This is a genomic window from Sorangium sp. So ce834 (assembly GCF_051521425.1).
Lineage (GTDB): Bacteria > Myxococcota_A > Polyangia > Polyangiales > Polyangiaceae > Sorangium > Sorangium cellulosum_D.
In genome coordinates this window covers 9,503,564-9,527,863 of sequence record NZ_CP150351.1, presented here as the reverse complement: position 1 = coordinate 9,527,863, position 24,300 = coordinate 9,503,564, and the positions used below count along the sequence as shown (strand labels likewise).

Below are 24,300 nucleotides of genomic sequence, written 5' to 3'. Positions count from 1 at the left end.
ATAGGCGATGAAACCTCGTGACACCATAGTCGCTGCCGTATTCACACTAACTCTGTCCCCGGCGTCGGCCCTCGCGCAGGATCAGCCCTGGCTCAAGGATCGCCGCTACACCGAGGGCATCGGGATTCGTGCCGGCGATCTCGAGCTGCACCCGGGGATCGCGGCGGAGTTCGGCTACGACTCCAACTTCTTTCGCAGGGACGAGGAAGACGTGGCCAGCGTGGACGACATCGGGCCTGTCGGCTCGATGCGGCTCCGGATCACGCCTTCATTCTCGCTCTCGACGCTCAGCCGGCAGCGCCAGGAGGTGACGCCCGACGCGCCGCCGCCGGACGTCGAGTTTCGCGCCGGCATCGCCGCGACCTATGATGACTTCTTCCCGGTCTCCGGGCCGGAGCGCGGGCAGGAGCGGCTCGGTCAGCAGCGGAACATCGGCGGCTCGCTCGACGCCAACCTGACGATCCTGCCCCAGCGCCCGTGGTCCGCGGTCCTCGACGCGTCGCTCGGCCGGACCATCGCTCCCTCGGACATCGGGATCTCCAACCAGAGCTTCCGGCGCGTCCACGCGGGCGCGGGAGCAGAGCTCGTGTGGACGCCGGGCGGCGGGCTGCTCGATTGGCGGCTTGGCTATCGCTTCGCGGGCACGTTCTTCGAGCTCGACGAGTACGACAGCCTGACGAACATGCAGCACATCGTCCGGACGCGGGGGCGCTGGCGCTTCTTGCCGCGCACGGCGCTCATCTACGACGCGTCGCTCGGGTTCGTCGATTACCCGAATCCAGGCGCCCAGCTCTCCTCTCACCCGCTGCGCGCGCAGCTCGGGATCAACGGCCTCGTGACATCGTCGTTCGGCCTCCTCGCGATGGCCGGCTGGGGCGCGAGCTTCTACACGCCGAAGAATGACAACGACGTCGTGCACGACTTCGACAGCGTCATCGGCCAGCTCGAGCTGAAGTGGTTCCTGACGCCGAATCCGTCGGCCGACCCTGCGGCGGCGACGCTCGCGCTCTCATCGCTCTCGGCCGGCTTCACGCGCGACTTCCACGACAGCTTTCTCGCGAGCTACTTCGAGCGCGACCGCGGGTACCTCAAGCTGACCTATTTCTTCGGCGGTCGGTTCCTGCTCATCCTCGACGGCGGCGTGGCTGCCCACGTGTTCCCCGGGATCCCGGCGGATGACGGGCGCCTCGTCGCAGCCGAGGAGCCCTGGACGGACGTCCGTATCGACGCCTCTCTGTTCGGCGAGTACCGGTTCGCGGACTCTCTGGGGATCAACACCACGCTGCGGTATGGCAACAACATCAGCAGCACCGCGCTGAGGATCCTCGACGAGTCCAACGTCCAGAACCATCTCGGATGGCAGCAGTTCGAAGCCTATCTGGGCGTGCGCTGGTTCATGTGATGCGACGCTCGGGTCGGTGGGCCGCCGCCATCCTCGCGCTGGTGATCGCCGCCTGCTCGTCGCGCCAAGCCGGGCCGGTGAACCTGCCGCCTCCGGTGGAGGCGACGACGATCGGCGTCGGAGACGTGTTCGAGCTCCGCATCGTCGGGGAAGACAAGCTGCCCACGACGTTCACCGTCGCGCCGGACGGCACCGTCGACGTCCCCTACGTGAAGCGGCTCAAGGTGGCGGGCCTCGAGCCTCAGGAGGTGGCAGAGCTCGTCCGCGCGAAGCTCATGGAGGGGCAGGTCCTCACCGACCCCAGCGTGAGCGTGAGCATCAAGGAGTACAACTCGAAGCGGGTCGAGGTGCTCGGCGAGGTGCAGAAGCCTGGATCCCTGCCGCTCCAGCCTGGCATGACGCTGCTCCGCGCCATCTCGATGGCGGGCGGGTTCAACAGCATCGCGGACAAGGATCGGGTCACGATCCGCAGGAAGTCCCAGGGCAAGACGGTGTTCGCCACCGTCTCGGTCGAGGACATCATCGACAACAAGATCCCCGACGTGCCCCTCCAGGCAGGGGACTCGATCAACGTCGCCCAGCGCGTCTTCTGAGCGACGACGCGCCCGAGGGGCGGCGCGCCGTCCGCCGCCCCTCGATCGACGCAGCGCGCCGCGCGCTCAGTTCTTTCGCGCGAGGCGGAAGTGCTTCCGGCCCGTCGCCGGATCCACGGTGGGAGGCTCGATGCGGAGCATCGTCAGCGAGACCTCGCGCACGCGCCCGTCGCGCTCCTGGCGGAGGCGGATCCGCTCGCCGTCGGAGCTGATCACGGTGCACTCGCCGAAGTGGAAGTGGGTCACGCTGTCGCCCACTTCCGGATAGATGTCCTCCTCCTGGCGAGGGCGGACCGGGCGCTGCGGCAGCGGCACGGCCGCGGGCTCCATAACCGAGGCCGCCGCGCGGGCGGGCTCTGGAGCGAGGGCCGGCGCGCGGGGCGGCTCGGCGGCCGGCGGCGGCGCGCGGGGCGGCTCGGCGGCCTGCGCCGGAGGCGCCGCGCGCGTCGGCTCGGCGGCTTGCGCCGGAGGCGCCGTGCGCGCCGGCTCGGCGGCCTGCGCCGGAGGCGCCATCCGGGGCGCCTCGCTCGCGATCGCCGGGATGGCGGTCGACTGGGCGACGAGCTGCATGAGGCCCGTTCGATCGTCGAACGCCCGCGCGAGGGGCAGGTCGTCGAACGCCGTGACGCGGAGCTCGAGCCCGTAAACCCGAGCCCAGACGAGCTCGCCGGCGGCGAGCTGGAGACCGACGCCAGACTCGCGGGCGAGCGTGGCCGACAGGCGAAGCGAGGTCTCGCCCTGCTGGAGCGCGATGCTCCCGGAGAGCGCCACCACGTCGCAGGGCCCCTCGAGGACGCGCGTCTTCGCGTAGGCGCGGGATGCTTGATCGAACAGCGCGACCTCCGCCTTCTCGAGCGAGCCGATCCCCTCGATCCAGCCGGCGCGCGCCTCGGCCTCGTCAAGGGCGCGCACGAGCGCCGCTGGGAGCTCCTCGCCCCGATCGAGGCGGATGATCAAATGACGGGCACGGCGTGCCTCGAAAACATTCATCGCAGTTTCTTCTCTCCGGTCGTCGAGGAGGCTGCGCCCGGAGCACGGCGTGCTCCTTCCGAGCGCCGAGCGCGGGTCGCCGTCACCTCGATCTGGGGCGCGTCTTTCGCGCGCATGGCTGATGTGTCGCCAGCGGCGGCCGTGATCCGGTCCGCCGGGATACCTGCGCTGGCGAGGAGCTCCTTGACGGCGCTCGCGCGCGCGCCGGCGAGCTCGATCGCGCGCGCCGACGAGTCGCCCTGGCGATCGGGGTAGGCCTCCACGATGACGACGTCGAGGGGCATGCGCCCGCGCATGAGCTGGGCGATCATGCCGATCTGCGCCGCCAGGGCCGGCGGTACCCGCGCGCTGCCCGCGGGGAAGCGGGCCAGGCCGTCGAGGAGGATCCGATCGCCCGACCACTGCGGCAGCGACCTGGCTCCCGGCTCCGGGCAGCCGTCGGCGTCGTTCGCGCCGTCGATCGTCTCGGCCGTCACGGGGCACGCGTCGGCCGCGTCGACCACGCCGTCCTCGTCGTTGTCGGGATCGGGGCAGCCGTCGTCGTCCTGGAAGCCGTCGCGATCCTCGGGCTCGTCCGGGCACCGGTCGTCGGCGTCAGGGACCTGGTCGATGTCGTTGTCGGGATCGGGGCAGCCGTCGTCGTCCTTGAAGCCGTCGACGTCCTCCGCGCCGTTCGGGCACGTGTCGCGCTCGTCCGGGATCCCGTCGCCGTCGTTGTCGGGATCGGGGCAGCCGTCGCTGTCCTGGAAGCCGTCGCGGTCCTCGGCGGCGTTCCGGCAAGCGTCGGCGTCGTCCGGGATCCCGTCGCCGTCGTCGTCGTCGTCGGGGCAGCCGTCGCCGTCCTTGAAGCCGTCGATCGTCTCGGCTTCGTCCCGGCACCGATCGCGGTCGTCGGGGATTCGATCGCCGTCGTTGTCGGGGTCGGGGCAGCCGTCACCGTCCTGGAAGCCGTCGCGATCCTCCGCGACGTTCGGGCACGCGTCGTCGCGATCCAGGACGCCGTCGGCGTCCGCGTCGCGCCCCATCGGCGCATAGCGCAGCCCCAGGTTGAACCGGAAGCGGGGCGCGGTGAGCGTGCCCTCGGCGGAGAACGGGATGGCGCTCCCGCCGCCGGCGGACAGCGAGACGTCGCCGGCGAGGAACGGCGCGCTCGTCGCCGAGAGGATCCACTCCGCCGGCACCAGCGCCGCGCCGCGGGCGGGCTGCTCGGCGAGCGTGTAGAGGGCGAACGCCTCTGCAGACGCCGTGAGCCAGCGGCCCGGGAGCACGTCGACCGCAGCGCCGAGGGCGCCGAGGAGCTGCGAGCCGATCTCGACGCCGAGCAGCGCGCTCGAGCCGCGGATCCGGGCCCCGACCTCGGCCGCGAGGCGGAGCTGGCCGAGCTGGTACGCCGCGGCGGCGGTCGGCGCGAGCGTGACGGTCCCGGCGCTGGCGAACGCGGTCCTGTCGCCGGTGGGCAGGCCGAGCTCGAGGCGCGCCGCGAGCGAGAAGCCGTCGAGCGGGCCGCTCCGGGGCGGCGGCACGATGGCGAACGCCACGCCGAGGCGCGCGTCGCGCATCACGCTGCGGTGCAGCACCGCGTCGGTGCCGAGGACATCGGCGAAGCCCGCGCCGTCCTGGTACAGCGTGACCGGCGCGGCGACCGTGACCTCGAGGCGATCGGTGAGCCCGAGCGACCACAGGAAGGTCGCGTCGATCATGTTGTCGAGCACGTGGACGACCGTGCCGTCAGGGTCGGGCGAGGGGACACGCAGGCCCGCCGGCCGCGAGAGGTAGCTCGCCACGAGGCCGAACGAGGCCTTCGCGCTCGGCGTCGTCGCCGTGCTCCCCACGGCGAAGAAGGGGCCGCCGCCCGCGTGGGGCCAGAGGTTGTCGGCGTCGATGCAGCTCGACATCCCGTGCGCCGGCGCGCACTCGTCCGCGCGCGCCGGCGCCGGAAGGACCGCCGCCATGAAAAAACCGGAGGCCACCAGCAGCGGGAGGCTTGATCGTGCCGGCACCCTCCAGTTGGCGCGCATCGCGCCCGACCCTCTACTACTGCCGGGGTGAGAGTCAAAACAGCAATCGTCTCGGCGCGATCCGGGGGCGCCCGACGCTCCGGCGGCGCGCTGCGCTCCGCGGTCGGTCCCGCGCCGTGCTACGACCACGCCCGGCCGGGGCCGGCGCCGCCGGCGCCCGCACGACCATGATCGACGACGCGCACCCGCTCCTGCTCGGCTCCGGCTCGCCGCGCCGGCGAGAGATCCTGACCACGCTCGGCCTGCCTCTCCGCGTGGCGGCGGCCGAGGTCGACGAGGCGGGTCGCCCCGGGGAGGGGGCTGCGGCTTACCTGGAGCGGGTCACCCTGGCGAAGCTCGCGGCCGCGCGGCGCCTGCAGCAGGCGGTCGGGGCCGGCGCGATCCTCGTGGCCGACACCTCGGTCATCCTCGGCGACTCCATCCTCGGCAAGCCCCGGGACGAGGGCGACGCGCGCGCCATGCTCCGCGCCCTCTCGGGCCGCGAGCACCAGGTCTGGACCCGGTTCGCCATCGCCGGCGCCGAGGCCGAGCTCGCGCCGGCGGCCACCCCGGGCCGCGCCGAGGCCCTCCACGCCGAGACGGTCGTGACGCGGGTGCGCTTCCGCGAGCTCGACGACGACGAGGTGGCGTCGTACGCGGCGACCGGCGAGGGGCTCGACAAGGCCGGCGCCTACGCGATCCAGGGGATCGGCGCGTTCGCCGTCGCGGGCATCGAGGGCTCGTATTCCAACGTGGTCGGCCTGCCGGCGTGCGAGGTCGTCGCGGCGCTGCGCGCCGCCGGCTTGCTCGCGCGCTTCCCGCTGTCGCCCGCGCGCTCGTCATGAGCGACGACCTCGCGATCGCCGCGCGCCGGCGCGACGGGGGCGCGATCTTCGCCCTCGCCCTCGCCGTGCGGATCGCCGTCGTCGCCTGGGCGGCCGGGCGCTTCCCGCCCACCGCCGACGGCACCTACTACCACCGCATCGCCGAGCGGATCGCGGCGGGGCTCGGCTACACGTGGCTCTGGCCCGACGGCGTCGTCACGTACGCCGCGCACTACCCGGTCGGCTATCCGGGCGCCGTCGGCGCGCTGTACGCGGTGTTCGGCGCGCGCCCTGCCGTCGCCATGGTGCTCAACGCCGTCGTCGGCGCGCTCGCGGCGCTCGCGGTTCACCGCCTGGCGATCCGCGCTGCGCCGCGCTCGCGCGCCGTACCGGCGCTCGCGGGCGCGCTCGTCGCGCTCCACCCCGGGCTCGTCGCGTACACCCCGGCCGTCATGACCGAGGGCGTCACCGGCTCGCTCGTCGCCTGCGCGGCGTGGGCGTCGGCGCGGGCGCGCGAGCGCCGCCCGGCGCTGGCCCCGTTCGCCGTCCTCGGGCTGCTCGTCGGCGCCGCCACCCTCGTCCGCCCGCAGGCGCTCCTGCTCGCGCCCCTCTTCGCCGGCCTCGCCCTCCTCGGCTCGCCGCCCGGCGACGCCGTGCGCCGCGGCTCCTTCGCCGCGCGCGCGGCGCGACGCGCGGCGCCCGTCCTCGTCACCGTCCTCGCGGCGCTCGTCGTGTGCGCGCCCTGGACGGCGCGCAACTGCGCGCGGATGAACCAGTGCGCGCTGGTCAGCGTGAACGGCGGCTGGAACCTCCTCATCGGCGCGGACCCGGCCTCCACCGGCGCCTGGGCGCCCATCCAGGTGCCCGAGGCGTGCCGTGAGGTCTTCGACGAGGCCGGCAAGGACGCGTGCTTCGGCCGCGAGGCGCGCCGCTACATCGCGGAGCACCCCGGCGCATGGCTCGGCCTCGTGCCCCGGAAGCTCGCGGCGACGTTCGATTATTGCGGCGCGGCCGGGTGGTACCTGCACGCCTCGAACGCGGCGGCCTTCACCGAGGACGACAAGGTGGCGCTCGGCGCCGTCGAGACGGTCTTCGAGCGCCTCGTCCTGCTCTGCGCGCTCGCGTGGGCAGCGCGCATGCCCGCGCCGACGCCCGGCGCTCTTCCTCCCCCGCACCCCCTCCCTCACCCTGACGACCGCGCCCGCGGTCCGTCGCTCGCGCAGCGGGCGCTCGTGCCTGCCCGGCTCGCGCTGTTCGCGCTGGGGGTCGTCGCTGCGCTGCACGTCCACGCATGGGTGGGCTACCTCGCGCTCCTCGGCCTGGCGCTGCTCCAGGGGCGCGCGCTGCTCCGGGCGCCGATGCTCGCGCTCTCGGCGCTCGCCGTCCTCGCCGCGACCGCGGCCACGCACGCCGTGTTCTTCGGGGCCGGGCGCTACGCGCTGGTCGTCTTCCCGCTCCTCTCGGGGCTCGCCGCCCTCGCCGCGGCGCGCCAGAGCCCGGAGCCGCCGCGCGCCGGCGCGCCGCACCCCGCGAGCCGCGCGCCCTCCGCTCCGGCGCGGGTCGAACGACGAGCTACTTTGACAGCGCCGCCTGGGCTGCTGCATCCTAGGCGCCCGTCGGCTCGGGAGCGCGTGCCCCCGGCCGGCGAACCTGGAGGAGAGACGGATGCCCTTGATTGAAACGGAAGAGGCCGCGCGCCGCCTCGCGCGCGCCATCGCAAGCGATCTCTCGCTCTACAACGAGGAAAAGATCGTGCAGGGCATCCAGCAGGATGACCTCTTCACGGTCCTCTCCGAGGAGATCGAGGAGGGCCGCGCCCTCTACAAGAGCCGCGTCTCGCCGGATCTGTACCAGAAGAATTTTTACGACCGCGCCCTCGTGGACATCCTGATCAAGTCCAAGGGCCACATCAAATCGAAGATCTGGTAGCGAGCCTCCGCAGCTGGTCGAGCGCCCTGCGCATGTCCGCGGGCAGCGCGCTCTCCCAGCGCACCGGCCTCTGCGTGGCGGGGTGGATGAACCCGAGCACGCGCGCGTGCAGGGCCTGCCGCCCGAGCTCCTCCGCGACCGCTCGCACCGCCGGCTTCTTCGGCGGCTTGCCGTAGAGGGGGTCGCCGAGGATGGGGGTCCTGCCGCGCTCGGCGAGGTGCACCCGGATCTGATGGGTGCGGCCCGTCTCGAGCGAGCAGGCCACGACCGTCGCCGCGTCGCCGAGCCTCTCGAGCACGCGGACGTGCGTCACCGCGCGGCGCGGCGCGGCGCCGCCCGCGCCGGCGTCGCTGCGGATCCACGACGTGAAGCGGAGCCTGTCCGTCGCGTGGCGGCCGTGCAGCGTGTCGTAGGTGGCGTCTCGCGCCTCGCCCGCCACGATCGCCGCGTACTCGCGCTCGATCTCGTGCCGCGCGAAGCGCGCCTTCAGCGCCTCGCGGGTGGGCTCGTCCTTGGCCACGACGAGCAGGCCGCTCGTGCCTCGGTCGAGCCTGTGCACGATCCCGGGGCGGACGTGGCCCATGGGATCGCGCGGATCGGCGGGCGCCAGGGCGAACCCGGGCAGGGCGAGCAATCCGTTGACGAGCGTGCCCGACGCGTGCCCGCGCGCCGGATGCACGACGAGCCCCGCCGGCTTGTCGATCACGAGCAGGTGCTCGTCCTCGTACACCACCGCGATGGCCACGCCGGGATCGGCCGCCGCTGCGGGGGGCGACGGCGCTTCCGGCCGGATATCGACCAGGGCGCCCGAGCGCACCGCCACCGACGCGCGCGCGGGCTCCCCGTCGACGAGGACCCGGCCCGCGGCGATCCACCGCTGCACCGCCGCGCGCGAGGTCGCGCGGCCGGCGCGCTCCAGCAGGTGGACGACGAGCTTGTCGAGCCGGTCGTGCGGGTCGACGTCGTCCACCCGAAAGTGGAGCGCTTCCGCACCGGCAGCCATCGCGTTCGTCACGGGCGTCGTTCACGGCCGAGCGGCGCCAGCCCAGCGGCGTCGCAGCCGCGCGATCAATACTCCGTATCGCCCTCGTCGTCCTCTTCGGCGGTCCCGAGCTCGGGGTTGAGCGCGACGTGCGACTCGAGGTCCTCGAGCCGCTGCGCCTCGGACAGCCTGGCGAGGCCGCACTGCTCGACGAGGTACAGGTCGAACGCCGTGTAGCGCGGGAAGACGCGGACGTTCGTGTCCTCGTTGTCGAGGCCGAGGATGACGAGCTCGCCGTCCCGCCTGGCCTCGCCGAGGTAGAGCGCGTTCCACGGGTGACCGGGGAGGTTGGGCAGCCGCACGACCTTGCCCCGGAGGCGCGACTCGGTCCAGCCGAGGTCGGTCTTCGCCTCCGCCAGCTTGCGGACCGAGGTGAGCTTCGGTCGCGGCGCCGACGGATCCTGGCCGAAGCGATGCCGCCCCTTGAACCGCGGGCCCAGGCTATCGAGGGTGAAATCGAACTCCAGGAACGCCCGCAGCGTGGGCGGCAGCTCGACCATCAACTTCGACTCGAGCGCATCGAGCGCCGCCTGGCTCGCTCCCACGGCGGCATGGCTGGAAGGGCGCTTCTTCAGTTGCGCGATCACCCGATGCACAAGCTCAACGCCACGTTCGATCGATGCCATGGCTCCACGGGCCGCAGTTGCGCGGCGTTCTTCAGGACCCAAAGGGCCTCACTGGGGCCGCGTTCTCGGCCCCGGCTGTTGCGGGCTCGTCGCGCGCTCGGGCGGCACTCTACATCAGCCGACCGGGAGCGCGTCCCTCTATGGTGCCTACCGGTCCGGTCCGCTCGGTGTCAACCCGCGATCGCACTTGCTGTCGATCATTCATCCGCAGGAAGCGGCCGAGCGGGCGCCATCCTCGGTCACCCGCGCGCCCGTCACCCACGCCTCGAAGAACGAGGGCCGCCTCGCTCCCGTGAGCGGAGGGCACGCCGCGCCCGCCAGATCAGGAAGACGACCGCGCCGAGCACCACGGCCGCGCCGACCGCCAGGATGACCCATTGTGGCGCAGGGTAACGGCCGCGCTGCAGGCCAGGAGGCGGCCGCTCGACCTCGATCTGGAGCTGCGCGCCCACGGGGCCTCGTTACACGCGGATGCGTCGACCCGCAACTGATCCGCGGCGCGAGCCGGCCGGATTCGGCGCGTCGCCCCACCCGCCGGCCGGCACCCCACCTCCCGGTGTCCAGCCGCGCAGCGCGAGGCGACAGGCCGCCCGGGGACCTGCAGGCAGCCGGTCGGCGTCAAGGGATCAAAACTTGCCTCCATGGAAACTCGGGCGTGTACATTGAAGCGACGCGTGGGCACCCTGCGGCCGGTGCGAGTGGGTGAGCGATGAAGCCGGGCTCTTCAGCATGGGTCGGGGAGGCGCGTCGGCGGTCCCCAGGGATTCGACGGTTCCTCTTCGCGATCGGGGCGTGGGCGGCTCTCGGGGTGATGGCGGGAGCGTGCGGCCGGACGAGCCTGCTCGAGCTCCCGGACACCGGCGTCGGCGGGCTCGGAGGCGGCGGGGGCGGCACGACGAGCGCGAGCGCGTCGACGTCGTCGAACGGCGGCGGCTTCGGAGGCTCCGCGCCGTGCGGCGGCGACGCGGACTGCGACGACGGCGACGCCTGCACCCGCGACACCTGCGTCGACGAGCGCTGCGAGCACGCGCCCCGCGACGATGACGGCGACGGCGTGGGTCCGACGATCTGCGGCGGGAGCGACTGCAACGACTTCAACCCGTCCGTCTTCCCGGGCGCTCCGGAGATCTGCACGGACGCGGCGGACAACGACTGCAACGGCGTGAGCGACTGCTTCGATCCCGCGTGCGCCGCAGGGCAGGACTGCGGCTGCACCCCGCGCCCCGGCGGTGAGCGCTGCGACAACGGCGTCGACGACGACTGCGACACGCTCGTCGACTGCTTCGACGCGGACTGCTCGGGGACCCGCTCCTGCAGCTGTTCCGCCTCGGAGAGCGGGGCGTGCGGCAACGGCGTCGACGACGACTGCGACGGCGCCTTCGACTGCGACGACGGCGACTGCGGCTCCGACCCGCGGTGCGTCTGCAGCGCGAACGGCGAGCGCTGCGACAACGGCGCGGACGACGACTGCGATCTCCTGGTCGACTGCGCCGATCCGGACTGCCGCAGCAGCTTTCCTTGCGTGTGCCAGCCGCCCGTCTCGCTGGAGCGGTGCGACGACGGCCGGGACAACGACTGCGACGGGCGCGTCGACTGCGCGGACCCGGACTGCATCACCGCGCCGGCCTGCAAGGCTTGCGTGCCGGAGGTCTGCGACGACGGCGTCGACAACGATTGCGATGGGCGCATCGACTGCGCCGACGCGGCCTGCGTGTTCGCGCCGAGCTGCGCGCCGACGCCGGAGCAGTGCAACAACGAGCTCGACGACGACCGCGACGCCCTGATCGACTGCCAGGATCCGGACTGCGCGAACAACCCGGTGTGCGTGCTCGAGCAGGCGAACTGCCTCTCGCCGAAGCGCATCCCCGGGACCGGCACCTACACGGGGGACACCACCGGCCACGTGAGCGAGACCCGGGGCGCGTGCGGCGGCGACGCCGGCGAGGCGGTCTTCTACTTCGTGCTCACCGCGCCGTCGCGCGTGCACCTCGACACGCGCGGGTCGAGCTTCGACACGACGCTCTACGTCCGCACCGGCATCTGCAACACCGGGCGGGAGATCGGCTGCGATGACGACAGCGGCGGCGGGTCGTGGGCCTCCCGGCTCGACTTCAGCATCCTCTACCCGGGCAAGTACTTCGTCTTCCTCGACGGCTTCACGGTCGATCCCTTCGGCGGCGCGAACGAGGGCCCCTTCGCGCTCAACGTCGAGATCGTCCCGAACCCGAGCGAGATCTGCGACGACGATCTCGACAACGACGGCGACCACTACGTCGACTGCGCCGATCCGGACTGCGGCGCCTTCGGTCCCTGCCGGGGCTGCGCGGGCGGCGCCGCGCCCGGCCCCGAGTTCGGGACCGCCGCGTGCACCGACGGGATCGACAACGACTGCGACGGCACGCTCGACTGCGCCGACGAGGACTGCAGCGCAAGCGACTTTTACGTGACGGAGTGCTGCGACGGCCGCGACGACAACGGCAACGGGATCCCCGACGATTTCAGCTGCCGGTGCGCCTCGGACGCGGATTGCGACGCGGGGCAGATCTGCTACACGCACACGTCGTACACGTGCGGCTTGCCCTGCAACAGCTTCTTCGGGAGCATCTGTCCCTTCGTTGCGCCGGGCTCGCACTGCAACGACGCGACCAGCCAGTGCGAGTTCTGAGGGCCCGCGGGCCTGCGCCTCCGCCGGCTGCGCGCGCACGGCGCTCCCCTGCTGGCGGTCGCCCGGGCTAAGTTCACGCCATGGAGATCCTCATCATCCGCCACGGCCAGGCCGTGGACGACGCGCCTGACCTCGGCGACGCCGGTCGCTGGCTCACGGGCAAGGGTCGCAAGGTGACCCGGCGCGTCGCCAAGTGGCTCGCGAAGCAGAAGGGCCGACGCCCTGCGGCGATCTGGACGAGCCCTCTCGTGCGCTCGGTGCAGACCGCGGAGATCATCGCCGAGGCTGCCGAGCTGACCGACGACGTCTCGGTCATCGCCGAGCTCTCTCCCTCGCGGGACACCGCCGAAATACTCCGCCTGCTCTCGCAGTATCAGGGGGCTCAGCCGCTGGCGCTCGTGGGGCACGAGCCCTCGCTGTCGGCGCTGGTGACATCGCTGCTCGGCGACGTCGGCTGGACGGGCCTGAAGAAGAGCGGCGTCGTCGCCGTGAGCTGGGACGGGCGTGGGCCGGGTACGCTGCGCTTCGCCCTGGATCTGAAGGCCATGAAGGCGGTCGACCCGGTGAAGGACGCACAGCAGCAGGCGCCTCGCCCGCGCTGAGCGCCGTCCGCGCCTCGGCGCCGCTCAGCGCACCGACCGCTCCACGGCGCTCAGCACGTCGACGTCGCGCACGCCGTCCGCTTCGGCGCGGTACGACAGCACGATCCGGTGCCGCAGCGCCGGGATCAGCAGGGCCCTCACGTCGTCCACGTCGGCCGCGGCTTCGCCGCGGAGCGCCGCGCGCGCCTTGGCCGCGATCACGAGCGCCTGGCTCCCGCGCGGCCCCGCGCCGTAGCGCACGTAGTCCCGGACCTCCTGCGCGGCGCGGTCGGTCCCCGGCCGCGTCGCCCTCGCGAGGCGCACCGCGAGGTCCACGGCCTCGTCGGTCACCGGGATCCTCGGGATGAGGCGGCCGATCGCCCGCACCTCGGCCGCCCTGAGCACCGCCTCGATCGCGGGCGGCTTCCCCGAGGTCGTCCTCCGCGCCACCTCGCGCTCCTCGGCCTCGCTCGGGTAGGTGACGTGGATCTCGAGCAGGAAGCGGTCGAGCTGCGCCTCGGGCAGCGGGTACGTCCCCTCCTGCTCGATCGGGTTTCGCGTCGCGAACACCTGGAAGGGGTCGGGGAGGGCGTGCGTGGCGGTCCCGACGGTCACCTTGCGCTCCTGCATCGCCTCCAGCAGCGCCGCCTGCGTCTTCGGCGGCGTGCGGTTCACCTCGTCCGCGAGGACGAGGTTGTGGAAGATGGGTCCGGGCTGGAAGCGCAGGCTCCGGGAGCCGTGCTGCTCGTGCAGCACGTCGGTCCCCGTGATGTCGGCGGGCAGCAGGTCCGGCGTGAACTGGACGCGCCCGAAGCTGAGGTCGAGCGCCTTGGCGAGCGACGACACGAGCAGCGTCTTGGCCAGCCCCGGGACGCCGACGAGCAGCGCGTGCCCGCGCGCGGCGAGCGTGATCAGCATGGCCTCGACCACGTCGTCCTGCCCGACCACCGCCGCCGCGATCGCCGAGCGGAGCCGCTTGGCTCCTTCCGCTGTGCGCTCGAGGAGCGCGGCGTCCGAGAGGGAGCTCGACTCCTCGTCGGCGGTCGTCTCGGCGTCGTTCCTGTGCTCGGGATCGCTCATAGGGGCAGGGCTCGTACCCCGAGGCCGCGATGCCGACAAGGACCCGGCGGAGCCGGCGCTCACCGCGGCGGATCCTGCTCCGTGGAGGTTTGCTCCGACAGGTGAGCAGGTGTTAGCAATCGATCGCAATGGCGCAGAGCTCTGAGGCCCGGGAGAGGAGGGGGCCGCGCGCGGCGGACGTGGAGGCGCAGCGCGAGGTCAAGGTGAGCGAGCCAGCGGACGAGCCGTACAGCGGCGGCGCCGGCGCGGCGGAGGACGGCGCGGAGGCCCCTGGGGCGGGGGGGCAGGGCGTCCCTGACGAGGTCGGCGGGTCGAACGGGGAGGCGCCTTCGGCGCCGCTGGAGTCGCTGAGCTTGCGCGACGGGCCGATCCCGCACGCGCCGCTGTCGCCGGTCGCTGGGCCGTGGCGTTCCTACAAGGAGATCCTCGCGAACCTGGCCCAGCGCGTGCTCGAGGCGCAGCGCCCGATCCGCATCCTCCAGGCGCTCCGGTGGGAAGCGGACGTCGAGGAGCAGTTCCTCCGCGCGAAGCAGCGCGAGCTGCCCAGGGTGACCTACGCGGACGACCTCGGGTTCGATCCGGCGGCGAAGCAGCGCGAGCTCGAGGAGATCCTCCGCGACGCCGAGCGGGACCTCGGCAAGCGCGATCGGCTCGGCCAGATCCTCCGCGCGACCGCGGACGAGTACAGGAAGGTCGTGAGCATGCTCATGGGGCGGGGGACCAAGGCGTTCTACGACCTGTCCCGCGAGCTCTACGGCTCCCCGAAGGACAAGCTGCCCGACGGAAAGACGAGCGTGCGGGACATGGGGTTCGTGCTCTACGACCTCCTGACGGCGATCGGCGGCGAGCGGCTCGGCCCGTCGCAGCAGCGCGAGATCACGGCGGAGATGGCGGCGCTCGAGCTGAACGCCCGCTTCGACCGCTTCTTCGGCGGCGCCTCGATCCGCGTGCAGGTGGACGATTCGCTCCTCGCCGATGCCGCCGCCGGCAGCGACTACGTGAAGATCCGGAGCGGCGCGATGTTCTCCAGGAGCGACGTCGACATCCTCGAGGCGCACGAGGGGTGGGTGCACGTCGCGACCAGCCTGAACGGGCAGGCTCAGCCCGTGGCGCGCTGGCTGGCGAAGGGGCCTCCGCGCACCACGGCGGTTCAGGAAGGGCTCGCCGTGCTGGTCGAGATCCTCACCTTCAGGAGCACGCCGCGTCGCGCGAAGAAGCTGAACGACCGCATCCTCGCGGTGGACAAGGCGGAGGACGGGGCGTCCTTCCTCGACGTGTTCGAGTGGTACCGCACCGAAGGGTACGAGGAAGAGGAGTGCTTCCAGAACGCCCGCCGCGTCTTCCGCGGCGGCGTGCTCGCGGGAGGGGCGCCGTTCACGAAGGACGCCTGCTACTGCAAGGGGATCGTCCTCAATTATGCCTTCATGCGCGCCGCCATTCAGCACGATCGGGCGATGCTCATTCCCTTCCTGTTCGTGGGGAAGGTCGCGCACGAGGACGTCCCCGTCCTCCACGCGCACGTGACCGACGGGATCATCCGCCCGCCCCCGTATCTCCCGCCGATGTTCGACGACATGAACGGGCTGGCGATCTGGATCTGCTACTCATCCTTCTTCTCGCGCCTCGGCGGGACGGCGCTCGCCGAGCACTACGGCAGGATGCTGGAGCGCTGATCGCGGCCGCCCGGCGCGCCGCGCCCGGCGGCGCGCCTCTCGACCGCTCGGCGCTCGCTCACGCGGGCGGCGGGGCGGAGGCCTGCGCGCTCGGGCCGGCGGCGCGCGCGTGGGCGATCGCGTGCGCCACCGCGATCCAGAGCCTGCGTCGGATCGCGTCCGGCACGTCGGGGACGAGCCTGGCCGCGTCGAGGAGCGACTCTTCGTCCGCCGCGCGGGACCGCTCCGCGACCGGGAGGCTCAACGGATCGCGGAGCGCGCGCCGGTCCTCGGCGTTCATGCGCTTCACCGCCACGCGGAAGTCCTCGCGGGCGAGCCGGAGGCGGTTGCGCACCGTGTTCTCGTTCACGTCGAGATCGCGCGCGATGTCGGCGCTCGTCATGTCGAGCAGATCGTGCATGATCAGGACGACCCGCCGTTCGAGGTCGATCGCTCCGAGCAACCGGCCGACGAGCTGGCCGCTCTGCTCGCGTGCAAGCAGCTGTTCCGAGCTCAAGCCCGGGTCGGCGAGATCGAACGGCCAGCTCGCCCCCGCGCCGACCGCGATCTCGCGGCGGCGATGGGCGCGCCCGCGGTAGTGGCCGACCTGCCGCCAGGCGATGCCGAACAGCCAGCGCCTGAGGGGCTCGCCGAGCGGGCTCGGGGCCTGCGGAGCCCTGCGGCCCGCGCCCGGCGCGCGGCCGGAAGGGGAATGACCCGCGCGCGCCCCGTCGGTGCCGCGCCTCGGATCGAAGCTCTCCAGCGCGTGGTACGCAGCGATCATGACGTCTTGCAGGACGTCGTCGACGTCGCGCTCTGCCACGCCGAGCCATCGGAGCGCTTGCCGGAGAAACGACAGGCCAACCGTGTACACGGTCTCGAAGCTGGGCCGCTCCAGAAGCGGCACGTGCTCAAGAGGCTGTTGCATGCCTGAACTTACGTGCAGCAGCCCAAGCTGATTTGAAAATCGTCAGACCATCCCAAGGAAGCTGTCTGTTGTAATGGGCATTACGTGCGCAACGCTGCGCGTGCTTCGCGCGTTCACTTGCCCTGGAACACGGGTTTCCGTTTCTCCATGTAGGCGGCGAGCCCCTCGCGCGCGTCCTCCGACGCGAACAGCTCGGCCTGGAGCTCTCGCTCGAGGGCGAGCCCCTGTTCAAGCCCCACCTCGAAGCCTGTCTGCACGGCGCGCTTGATGCGTCCGACCGCCAAGGCCGCGCGACCCGGCAGCGTGAACGTGTGGCCGTACGCGAGGATCCGGTCCATGAACTCGTCGTGGGAGGCGGTCTCCCAGACGTCGTTGACCAGGCCGACCGCGAGGGCCGTCTCGAAATCGAACGTCTGGCCCTCGCACATCAGCTGGATCGCCCGAGATTTCCCGATGAGCCTGGCGAGGCGCTGGGTGCCGCCCGTGCCGGGAAGGACGCCGAGCGCGACCTCCGGGAGACCGATCTTGCCGGCGTTCTTGCGGGCGATGCGGAGGTCACAGGCCATCGCGATCTCGAGGCCGCCGCCTACAGTGTGGCCGTTCAGCGCCGCGATGCAGAGCTTTGGCGTGTGCTCGAGCCGGCTCAGCGTCTCGTTCGCGTGGAGACAGAAGTAGTATTTGAACGTCGGATCCGATTCGCGGAGCATGTTGATGTTCGCTCCGGCGCAGAAGAACTTTTCGCCGTGCCCGGTGATGACGATGACATGCACATCGTTGTCGAAGCGGGCCTCGAGGATGGCCGCGTCGAGGTCCTTCATCATCTCGTGGGTGTACCCGTTGACGGGCGGATCATTGAGGGTAAGCAGCGCGACGCCTGCAGAGGTGGCGTAGTCGACGAGAGCCATGGGCGCTCTTTACCAAACCGTCAGAAAAAGCGCTGCCCCCTGGTAGAAAGGCGCGGAATTGTGCTACCCCGCAGGGACGTGCTCATGAACGCGCAGGACGTGCGGCAGAAGTTAAAAGAACTCATGGTCGAGGAGCTGAACCTCGAGGGGAAGACGCCGGCGGACATCGACGACGCCGCGCCGCTGTTCGGCGAAGGGCTGGGCCTCGATTCGCTGGACGCGCTCCAGCTCGCCATGAGCGTGGAGGAGCGCTTCGGCGTCCGCATCCCGGAGGGCGACGAGGCGAGGCCGATCTTCGCATCGGTGGACGCGCTCGTGGCCCACATCATCAAGTCGACCGCGGCCGCGTGATCGCGCCGCAGAGAGCCGTTCGAGCGTGCGAATCTGGGTGACGGGCATCGGGGTCGTCTCGCCCCTGGCGCGCGGGGCGAGGGCGACGATGGACCGGCTCATCGCAGGCGAGCGGGCCTTCGCGCCGCTCTCCCTGTTCGAGATCCCCGGGACGCGCGCGCGCATCGCCGCGGAGGTCCGCGACCTCTCCCCGGAGGACGTCGCCCCGCCGGGCGAGGCGGAAGGGTGGTCCCGGACCGACGCGATGGCGGTGCTCTCGGCCCGCGAGGCGCTCGCGCACGCGGGCGTCGACCCCGGGGCGATGCCGGTCGATCTGGTGGTCGGCGGCACGACCGCCGGGATGTTCGAGACCGAGGAGCTGCTCGCCTGGCTCTCGCACGATCCCAGCGCGATCGCTCCCTTGAAGCGGATGCTCTCGCACCCGCTCTCGTCGACGGCCGACCACGTCCGCGCCGCCGTCGGCCCGTTCCGCCGGGTGAGGAGCGTCTGCAGCGCCTGCTCGAGCGGCGCGAACGCCCTCTTGCTGGGCGCGGCCTGGCTCCGCGCCGGCCTGTCCACCCGCGTGCTCGCGGGGGGCGCCGACGGCCTGTGCCGGCTGACGTACACCGGCTTCGGCGCCCTCGCGGCCGTCGATCCGGATCCGTGCCGCCCGTTCGATCGGCGGCGCGCCGGGCTGAACCTGGGCGAGGCTGCGGCGTTCCTGCTGCTCGAGTCGGAGGACGCCGCGCGCGCGCGGGGAGCGGAGCCGATCGTCGAGCTCCGCGGGTGGGCGACCGGCGCCGAGGCGCATCACATCACGAACCCCGAGCGCGAGGGGCGCACCGCGGCGCGCGTCATGCGCGACGCGCTCCGGTGCGCGGCGCTCACGCCCTCGGATCTCGACTATGTCAACGCGCACGGCACCGCGACGCCGCTGAACGACGTCATGGAGAGCGCCGCCCTGCGCGCCTGCCTCGGCGCCGAGGTGAGCCGCATCGCCGTCTCGTCGTCCAAGGGGCAGATCGGGCACACGCTCGGCGCCGCGGGCGCGGTCGAGGCGGCGATCGCCGCGCTCGCCGTCGCGCGCGGCGTGATGCCGCCGACCGGCGGCCTCGAGGAGGTCGATCCGGAGTGCCAGCTCTTGCACCTCAAGGAGGCGCGCGAGGCGCCGATCCGGGCGGCGATGTCGAACTCGTTCGGCTTCGGCGGCACGGACAGCGTGCTCGTGTTCGCGCAGCCCGATCGGTTTCCGCCGCCGCTCGGCGCCGGCGGCGCGCCCGTGCGGCGCTCGGTGGTCGTGACGGCGGCCGCGACGATCGGCCCGCTCGGCGTCCTCGCCACCCGCGGCGGCGCCGCGTACCTCGAGCCCGGCCCTCCGCCAGCCGAGGGCGCCATCGCCTTCAACACGGGCGCGCACCTCGATCTCGCGCGCGCGAGGCGGCTCGATCGCGCCGGCCGCCTGACGACGGCCGCGATCCTCACCGCGCTCTCGGACGCCGGCCTCGGCGGCGCGGCTCCGGGCGACGCGGGCGCGGGCAACCCGGCGGCCGACGTCGCGCCGAGCCGCACCCTGCCCGGCGCCATCGTCGGCGCCTCGTTCGGCAGCGTCGACGCCTCGACCGCCTACATGCGGCGCATCTACGACAAGGGGGCGAAGTACGCGAGCCCCGCCGATTTCCCGAACCTGGTCCCCTCGTCGCCGGTCGGGCACGCCTCCATCTACCTGGGCCTCCGCGGGCCGGTGTTCGCCATGGCCGACCTCGGCGCGACCGCGGAGTCGGCCATGGTCACGGCCATCGAGCTCATCACCGCCGGGGAAGGGGAGGCGCTCGCCGCCGGCAGCGTCGAGGAGGCGAGCCCCATGATCGAGCGGTGCCTCGGTCCGATCTGCTCGCAGGTCGTCAGCTGCGGCGCGCGCAGCGAGGGCGCCGCCGTGCTGCTCTTCGAGAGCGCCGCGCGGGTGCGCGAGCGGGGCGCGCGCCCGGTGGCGACGGTGGCCTGGTGGAGCTCCTGGCGCGGCGACGGCGCGGGGATGCTCGCGGGAGCGCCGGCGCCGGCGCCCCTCGGCGCTCCCGGGGAGGTCGCGCAGCGCGCGCAGCCCAGCGCTCCGTCGCCCGCCGCCGTGTTCGTCGGGCGGAACGAGGAGCGCTTCATCGCCTGCCTGCGCGGCTCGCCGTGGGCCGAGGTGCCGTGCTCCACGCTGGCGCCGCGCGCGGGCGATCACGAGGGCGCTGGCGGGTTCGCCGCCGCCGCGGCGGTCGCGGCGCTCGCGAGCGGCGCCCTCGCGAGCGTGCTCGTCCTGGGCGGCGCACCCGACCGCGGATACGCCATCCTGCTGGTCGCTCCCGGCGACGCGTGACGACATCGCTGCCTGCGCCCGGCCATCGTGAACGCCGCCTCGTGAGCGCCGCGTGCCTCCTGCTCTCGCTCGCGTGCACCCCCGCTTGCGCCGCCAACGTCGCGCGGCGCGGCAGCCCGCTCGACGCCGAGTTCGCGCGGATGCTGCCTCGGCCGTCGCCGGGCACGCCCGCCGCGCGGCACGATCCGTCGGCGTGGCGCGAGGGGCGGGAGCGCCTCTCGGCGCTCCGCCGCGAGGTCGAGGGGGCCGGCCCGCGCACGCTCCGCGTCCGCCTTTCGCTGCGGGAGCCGCGCACCGGCCAGGTGCTCGAGGCGCGCGGGGCGATCGCGATCGCCCCGCCGGCGATCGACGGGCGCGCGCCCGCCGCGGGCGGCGCGGTCCTCGCGCCGGAGGGCGCGCTCCGGATGATCCTCCTCGGGCCAGGCGGCACCACCGCGCTCGATCTGTGGGCGCGCGGCGACCGCTTCCGCTTCGCGGTGCCCGCGCTCGACCTGCTGAAGCGCGGCGACGCCTCGACGCCGCGAGCGTCGCTCCGCGGCCTGCCGGTAGATTTCCTGCGCTGGTGGATGCTCCACCCGGCGGCGGGGACGCTGCTCTGGTACGAGCGCGCCGCGAGCACGGCCTCGTTCGTCCTGCGAGACGGCGACGCCGTGATCGATCTGCGGATCGACGACCGCGGCCTGATCGGCGCGCGCCGCACGACGTGGGCGGCGGAGGGCGCGCGCCGGCGCCAGCTCGACGAGGAGGTCGTGATCGCCGAGGGCATGGGCTGCAGCCATGTCCGCTACGCGCAGGCCTCGACCGGGCTGCTCGTCACCGTGACCTGCGAGGCCGAGGAGCGGGATCGCGCGCCGGACCCGCGCGCCTTCGTCGATCCCGACGCGATCGGGACGGAGGACGGCTCATGAGCGACGCCTGCGTCATCGCCTCGGGCGCCGTCTCTGCGCTCGGCCTCGGCCCTCTCGCCTACCGCGTCCCCGACGCCGGCGAGCCCGCGCCGGTCGCGATCGCGCGCGACGAAGAGCTCGCGCGCGCCGGTCTCCTGCGGCCCTTCGCCGCCCGCGCGCCCGCGGCGCTCGACGTCGCTCCGGGGGCCGATCGCGCCACGGATCTCCTGAAGGCGGCGCTCTCGCAGACGCTCGCGGCGCTGGAGCGCGTGCGGCCGGGCTGGCGCGGCGAGCGCATCGGCATCGCCCTCGGCACGTCCAGCGGCGGCATGCTCACCGCAGAGCGGTTCTTCGCGGCCCGGGCCGAGGGCGCCGACGCCGGCTCGCTCGCCGCGCTGGCCTCCGGCGCGACCTACTTCGCGCCGTTCAACGACGCGCTCGCCGCGTTCGGGCTGGAGCGGACCCCGCTGCGCACGCACCTGCTCGCGGCGTGCGCCGCGAGCACCCTGGCCATCGGCCTCGGCCTCCGCTGGCTCGATCGCGACGCCTGCGATCTCGTGCTCGCCGGCGGCTACGACGCCCTCAGCACCTTCGTCGCCGCCGGCTTCGAGGCGCTCCGCGCGACCACGGCGTCGAGATCGCGCCCGTTCCGCCTCGGCCGCGACGGCATGGCGCTCGGCGAGGGCGCGGCCGTCGTCGCCCTCGTGCGCGAGGATCGCCGCCGCGGCGCCCCGGTGATGGTCCGGGTCGCCGGCTTCGGCGCCTCCACGGACGCGGTGCACATCACCGCCCCGGATCGGACGGGCGCGGGGCTGATGCGCGCCGGCGCTGCCGCGCTCGCCGACGCCGGGTGGCCTGCCTCGCGCGTCGGCCTCGTCAGCGCCCACGCCACGGCGACGCCCTACAACGACGCGATGGAGTCGCGCGCGATCGCCGCGCTGTTCGCCGCGCCCCGCCCCGCGGAGGGCTCGGGCGCGCCGCCGGGCGCCGAGCGCCCTCCGCCCGTGGTCCACCCGTTCAAGGCCCAGATCGGGCACACGCTCGGGGCCGCGGGCGCGCTCGAGACGCTCGCGGCCGCGGCCGCCCTCGCGGCGTCCATCGCCCCGCCGGCGGCGTCCGAGGGCGAGCTCGACCCCGACGCCCCGGCCCTCCTGCTCGAGCGCGCCGAGCCTCGGCCGCTCGACGCGGCGCTCAAGCTCTCGGCGGCCTTCGGCGGCGCGAACGCCGCGCTCCTGCTCACGTCCTGCGCGAGCGGGCGGAAGCCGCGGCGCGCTCGCCCGGTGCACCTCCGCGCCGCGGCGCGCGTGACGGGCTTCGATCTCGGACGCCTCGCCGAGACCACCGGCATCCCGCGCGACCGCCTCGCGCGCCTCGACGCGCTCTGCCGGCTCGGGCTGACCGCCGTGGCGGCCCTCGCCGACGTCGTCGGCGAAGGCGCCTTGCGCGGCGCCGGCATCGTCGCGGGCCACGCGCTCGCGACGATCGACACCAACGACGTCTACGACGCCCGCCGTCGCGCGCGCGGCGCCCGCTTCGTCGAGCCGCGCCTCTTTCCCGCCACGTCGCCGAACGCGATCGCGGGGGAGTGCGCCATCGCGTACCAGCTCACCGGGCCGAGCTTCGCGGTCGGCGCCGGGCTGGGCGGCGCGCTCGAGGCGCTCCGCGCCGCGGCAGAGCTCGTCGCGTCCTCCGACGCCGATCGCATGGTCGTCGTCGCGGCCGACGACGCCGGGCCGGTCGCGCGCGAGCTCCTCGGTCTGACCGTCGCGCAGCACCGCGCGGTCGCCTGCGGCGCCGTCGCGCTCCTCCTCCAGGCGGAGCCAGGCGACGCCGGGCGCCTGCGCGAGGTCGATCTCGACCTCCCCGTCGACCATGACGGCCCGGTCGGCCACCTCGCCCTCCTCCGCTGGCTCGACGAGCACGGGTAGCGGGGGGCGCCCGTCCGTGTCATCCGCGGCGGTCCTGATCGCTTCGCTTGCCGATCCGCACCCCGATCTGGCAAGGTCCCCGGCTGGAATCAGCTGCTTCCCCTGAGCGTTGTCCTGCCCGCGTATGCTCTGCCGCCAAACAAAAGCTGTCGCCTCGTTCCTCGTCGTGGCTTCGACCGTCCTCGCCGGCTGCGCGACCCACTACATCCCGAACACGGACGTCGTGGACAACGACGACAACCGCAAGATCATCTCGTTCTGCGAGAAATACCGGAACGCGGTGGAGAGCAAGAACGTCGGCGCGCTGCTCCAGCTCGCCTCGCCCAAGTACTACGAGGACGGCGGCAACATCGACGCCTCGGACGACCTCGATTACGCCGGCCTGCGCGAATACCTCAACGGCAAATTCCAGGAGGCGCGCGCCATCCGCTACGAGATCCGCTACCGGCGCGTGCTCCGGGAGGATGACGTCATCTACGTCGACTACACCTACAGCGCCAGCTACCGCATCCCGGGCCGCAAGGGCGAAGAGTGGCGCCGCAAGGTCGACGACAACCGCCTCGAGCTGGTGGAGCACCAGAACGAGTACCGTATCGTCGCGGGGATGTAGCGCCCGGCCGCGCCGCCCTGCGACGGGGGTGCGGCGCTAGTTCAGCGCGCTCTTGGAGGAGGGCACGTCGAAGACGCCCTTCTCCTTCGCGGCGGCGAGCACGCGGAGCGCCGTGCGGTAGCCGCGCAAGACGAGCGGCTTCGCGGCGAACCGGTTCATGTAGCTATAACGGCCGATCGCGGGCGCCACGTCGAGGAAGGTGACGTTCGGGTAGAGCTTCGAGAGCAGCTCGACGCCGCGGCGCTCCTTCTCGGCCAAGAGGATGCTGAGCGACTGCCGGACGACGCCGGGCGCGCCGCTCCTCGCGATCGAGCGCTGTGAGTCGTCGCGCTCCTCGGGGCGGTAGATGTTCGAGATGATCACGATGTTCGCGCCGGCGTTCACGGCCACGTCGGCGGAGAGCGTCCGGATCACCTCGCCGCTCAGGTGATAGCGGCCGTTGATGCGGTAGGGCCGGAACAGGCCGGGTACGCAGCAGCTCGCGGCCACCGCCTGGCTGATCGGCGTGGCCTCGTCGTAGCCCGGGCCGAACACGACGCGCTTGGCGCTGTCCACGTCGACGGCGGTGACGTAGACCGCGTGCGGCAGCTGCCGGAAGTCGTTGATCGGCAGCGTCCGGCGCACGTAGCGCTCGAGCCGATCGATCGAGAACACCCCCGAGCAGAGGTACCCCGGGTCGAGCAGATCGCGCAGGGCGGGCGCGCCGAAGAAGCTCGACACGTGGAGGCGAGGCCCGCGGTGCCGTCGCCTCCACGGCAGGCGGTACGCGTCGAGCAGCACGTCGAGCGGGATGTCCTGCCCGTACGTCGCGCTGACCAGCGCGCCGGCCCCCGCGCCCACGTAGATCTCCGGATGGATCCCGAGCTCCTCGCAGGCCTTCAGCACGCCGAGGTGCGCCAGGCCGCGCGCCGCCCCCCCGGAGCCAACGAACGCGATCTTGAGGCGGCTCATCGAGCCCTGATCTTGTCGGAG

Annotated in this window: 21 protein-coding genes; 13 read left to right on the top strand and 8 right to left on the bottom strand. The window is 73.1% G+C overall.

The features are described from left to right. Positions 1–7: 7 nt before the first annotated feature. Positions 8–1,402 (top strand): hypothetical protein, encoded by a 1,395-nt coding sequence (locus tag WMF20_RS34780; RefSeq protein WP_437606117.1) that lies wholly within the window; start codon positions 8–10, stop codon positions 1,400–1,402. Further along, positions 1,402–1,995, top strand: coding sequence for a polysaccharide biosynthesis/export family protein (locus tag WMF20_RS34775; protein ID WP_129578369.1), 594 nt, complete (start codon positions 1,402–1,404; stop codon positions 1,993–1,995). The genes WMF20_RS34780 and WMF20_RS34775 overlap by 1 nt, the downstream gene beginning before the upstream one ends. Positions 1,996–2,061: 66 nt before the next feature. Here WMF20_RS34775 and WMF20_RS34770 read toward each other — a convergent pair whose 3' ends face one another. Beyond that, positions 2,062–2,952 (bottom strand): PPC domain-containing DNA-binding protein, encoded by an 891-nt coding sequence (locus tag WMF20_RS34770; RefSeq protein WP_437606116.1) that lies wholly within the window; start codon positions 2,950–2,952, stop codon positions 2,062–2,064. A gap of 29 nt (positions 2,953–2,981) precedes the next feature. Continuing rightward, the gene (locus WMF20_RS34765; protein WP_437606115.1) at positions 2,982–5,003 is read right to left on the bottom strand and encodes an OmpA family protein; all 2,022 of its coding nucleotides are present in this window, start codon (positions 5,001–5,003) and stop codon (positions 2,982–2,984) included. Between the two features lie 167 nt (positions 5,004–5,170). Here WMF20_RS34765 and WMF20_RS34760 point away from each other — a divergent pair, with 167 nt between their 5' ends. The 3 genes from WMF20_RS34760 to WMF20_RS34750 are packed head-to-tail and all read left to right on the top strand — an operon-like array spanning position 5,171 to position 7,735. Beyond that, on the top strand, positions 5,171–5,827 hold the full coding sequence (locus WMF20_RS34760) for a Maf family protein (protein ID WP_437617198.1): 657 nt from the start codon (positions 5,171–5,173) through the stop codon (positions 5,825–5,827). Then, positions 5,824–7,485 carry a hypothetical protein gene (locus tag WMF20_RS34755; RefSeq protein ID WP_437606114.1) on the top strand — a complete coding sequence of 554 codons (1,662 nt, stop codon included), beginning with the start codon at positions 5,824–5,826 and terminating at the stop codon, positions 7,483–7,485. The genes WMF20_RS34760 and WMF20_RS34755 overlap by 4 nt, the downstream gene beginning before the upstream one ends. Next, positions 7,472–7,735: a hypothetical protein gene (locus WMF20_RS34750; protein WP_012238561.1), complete on the top strand. Its 264-nt coding sequence runs from the start codon at positions 7,472–7,474 to the stop codon at positions 7,733–7,735. The genes WMF20_RS34755 and WMF20_RS34750 overlap by 14 nt, the downstream gene beginning before the upstream one ends. Here the strand turns inward: WMF20_RS34750 and WMF20_RS34745 are convergent. Next, the gene (locus tag WMF20_RS34745; RefSeq protein ID WP_437606113.1) at positions 7,716–8,738 is read right to left on the bottom strand and encodes an RluA family pseudouridine synthase; all 1,023 of its coding nucleotides are present in this window, start codon (positions 8,736–8,738) and stop codon (positions 7,716–7,718) included. The genes WMF20_RS34750 and WMF20_RS34745 overlap by 20 nt on opposite strands. 65 nt (positions 8,739–8,803) lie before the next feature. After that, positions 8,804–9,364, bottom strand: a complete 561-nt coding sequence (locus tag WMF20_RS34740; protein ID WP_129578364.1) for an SMI1/KNR4 family protein — start codon at positions 9,362–9,364, stop codon at positions 8,804–8,806. Between the two features lie 850 nt (positions 9,365–10,214). Here WMF20_RS34740 and WMF20_RS34735 point away from each other — a divergent pair. Then, a complete protein-coding gene (locus WMF20_RS34735; RefSeq protein ID WP_437617197.1) occupies positions 10,215–12,068 on the top strand; it encodes a MopE-related protein in 1,854 nt (617 codons plus the stop codon). Between the two features lie 80 nt (positions 12,069–12,148). Beyond that, on the top strand, positions 12,149–12,670 hold the full coding sequence (gene sixA / locus WMF20_RS34730; protein ID WP_129578361.1) for a phosphohistidine phosphatase SixA: 522 nt from the start codon (positions 12,149–12,151) through the stop codon (positions 12,668–12,670). A gap of 24 nt (positions 12,671–12,694) precedes the next feature. Here the strand turns inward: sixA and WMF20_RS34725 are convergent, their stop codons facing one another. After that, positions 12,695–13,729, bottom strand: a complete 1,035-nt coding sequence (locus WMF20_RS34725; protein ID WP_129578360.1) for an AAA family ATPase — start codon at positions 13,727–13,729, stop codon at positions 12,695–12,697. A gap of 128 nt (positions 13,730–13,857) precedes the next feature. On the opposite strand from WMF20_RS34725, the gene WMF20_RS34720 reads away from it, so the two are divergent. Further along, a complete protein-coding gene (locus WMF20_RS34720) occupies positions 13,858–15,402 on the top strand; it encodes a flavohemoglobin expression-modulating QEGLA motif protein (protein ID WP_437606112.1) in 1,545 nt (514 codons plus the stop codon). Positions 15,403–15,460: 58 nt separating this feature from the next. Here the strand turns inward: WMF20_RS34720 and WMF20_RS34715 are convergent, their stop codons facing one another. Both WMF20_RS34715 and WMF20_RS34710 read right to left on the bottom strand, forming a co-directional pair. Continuing rightward, the gene (locus WMF20_RS34715; protein ID WP_437606111.1) at positions 15,461–16,309 is read right to left on the bottom strand and encodes an RNA polymerase sigma factor; all 849 of its coding nucleotides are present in this window, start codon (positions 16,307–16,309) and stop codon (positions 15,461–15,463) included. Positions 16,310–16,422: 113 nt separating this feature from the next. Continuing rightward, a complete protein-coding gene (locus WMF20_RS34710; protein WP_437314251.1) occupies positions 16,423–17,214 on the bottom strand; it encodes an enoyl-CoA hydratase/isomerase family protein in 792 nt (263 codons plus the stop codon). 84 nt (positions 17,215–17,298) lie between these two features. Between WMF20_RS34710 and WMF20_RS34705 the strand changes: the two genes are divergently transcribed. From WMF20_RS34705 to WMF20_RS34685, 5 genes are all read left to right on the top strand, one after another. Further along, a complete protein-coding gene (locus tag WMF20_RS34705; RefSeq protein WP_044989135.1) occupies positions 17,299–17,565 on the top strand; it encodes a phosphopantetheine-binding protein in 267 nt (88 codons plus the stop codon). A gap of 25 nt (positions 17,566–17,590) precedes the next feature. Then, a complete protein-coding gene (locus tag WMF20_RS34700; RefSeq protein ID WP_437606110.1) occupies positions 17,591–19,903 on the top strand; it encodes a beta-ketoacyl synthase N-terminal-like domain-containing protein in 2,313 nt (770 codons plus the stop codon). Positions 19,904–19,944: 41 nt separating this feature from the next. Then, entirely contained in the window at positions 19,945–20,811 is an 867-nt protein-coding gene (locus WMF20_RS34695) for a hypothetical protein (RefSeq protein ID WP_437606109.1), read from the top strand. Then, the gene (locus WMF20_RS34690) at positions 20,808–22,718 is read left to right on the top strand and encodes a beta-ketoacyl synthase N-terminal-like domain-containing protein (protein WP_437606108.1); all 1,911 of its coding nucleotides are present in this window, start codon (positions 20,808–20,810) and stop codon (positions 22,716–22,718) included. Before WMF20_RS34695 ends, WMF20_RS34690 begins: the two co-directional genes overlap by 4 nt. Before the next feature lie 166 nt (positions 22,719–22,884). Then, on the top strand, positions 22,885–23,328 hold the full coding sequence (locus WMF20_RS34685) for a nuclear transport factor 2 family protein (RefSeq protein WP_237244359.1): 444 nt from the start codon (positions 22,885–22,887) through the stop codon (positions 23,326–23,328). Positions 23,329–23,364: 36 nt separating this feature from the next. On the opposite strand, the gene WMF20_RS34680 is transcribed toward WMF20_RS34685, so the two are convergent. Beyond that, on the bottom strand, positions 23,365–24,279 hold the full coding sequence (locus tag WMF20_RS34680; protein ID WP_437606107.1) for a patatin-like phospholipase family protein: 915 nt from the start codon (positions 24,277–24,279) through the stop codon (positions 23,365–23,367). Positions 24,280–24,300: the final 21 nt, after the last annotated feature.

Coding starts and splice junctions, on each gene's coding strand:
- WMF20_RS34780 (WP_437606117.1), top strand. CDS start 8: ATGAAACCTCGTGACACCATAGTCGCTGCCGTATTCACACTAACTCTG.
- WMF20_RS34775 (WP_129578369.1), top strand. CDS start 1,402: ATGCGACGCTCGGGTCGGTGGGCCGCCGCCATCCTCGCGCTGGTGATC.
- WMF20_RS34765 (WP_437606115.1), bottom strand. CDS start 5,003: ATGCGCGCCAACTGGAGGGTGCCGGCACGATCAAGCCTCCCGCTGCTG.
- WMF20_RS34760 (WP_437617198.1), top strand. CDS start 5,171: ATGATCGACGACGCGCACCCGCTCCTGCTCGGCTCCGGCTCGCCGCGC.
- WMF20_RS34755 (WP_437606114.1), top strand. CDS start 5,824: ATGAGCGACGACCTCGCGATCGCCGCGCGCCGGCGCGACGGGGGCGCG.
- WMF20_RS34750 (WP_012238561.1), top strand. CDS start 7,472: ATGCCCTTGATTGAAACGGAAGAGGCCGCGCGCCGCCTCGCGCGCGCC.
- WMF20_RS34745 (WP_437606113.1), bottom strand. CDS start 8,738: ATGGCTGCCGGTGCGGAAGCGCTCCACTTTCGGGTGGACGACGTCGAC.
- WMF20_RS34735 (WP_437617197.1), top strand. CDS start 10,215: ATGGCGGGAGCGTGCGGCCGGACGAGCCTGCTCGAGCTCCCGGACACC.
- sixA (WP_129578361.1), top strand. CDS start 12,149: ATGGAGATCCTCATCATCCGCCACGGCCAGGCCGTGGACGACGCGCCT.
- WMF20_RS34725 (WP_129578360.1), bottom strand. CDS start 13,729: ATGAGCGATCCCGAGCACAGGAACGACGCCGAGACGACCGCCGACGAG.
- WMF20_RS34720 (WP_437606112.1), top strand. CDS start 13,858: ATGGCGCAGAGCTCTGAGGCCCGGGAGAGGAGGGGGCCGCGCGCGGCG.
- WMF20_RS34715 (WP_437606111.1), bottom strand. CDS start 16,309: ATGCAACAGCCTCTTGAGCACGTGCCGCTTCTGGAGCGGCCCAGCTTC.
- WMF20_RS34710 (WP_437314251.1), bottom strand. CDS start 17,214: ATGGCTCTCGTCGACTACGCCACCTCTGCAGGCGTCGCGCTGCTTACC.
- WMF20_RS34705 (WP_044989135.1), top strand. CDS start 17,299: ATGAACGCGCAGGACGTGCGGCAGAAGTTAAAAGAACTCATGGTCGAG.
- WMF20_RS34690 (WP_437606108.1), top strand. CDS start 20,808: ATGAGCGACGCCTGCGTCATCGCCTCGGGCGCCGTCTCTGCGCTCGGC.
- WMF20_RS34680 (WP_437606107.1), bottom strand. CDS start 24,279: ATGAGCCGCCTCAAGATCGCGTTCGTTGGCTCCGGGGGGGCGGCGCGC.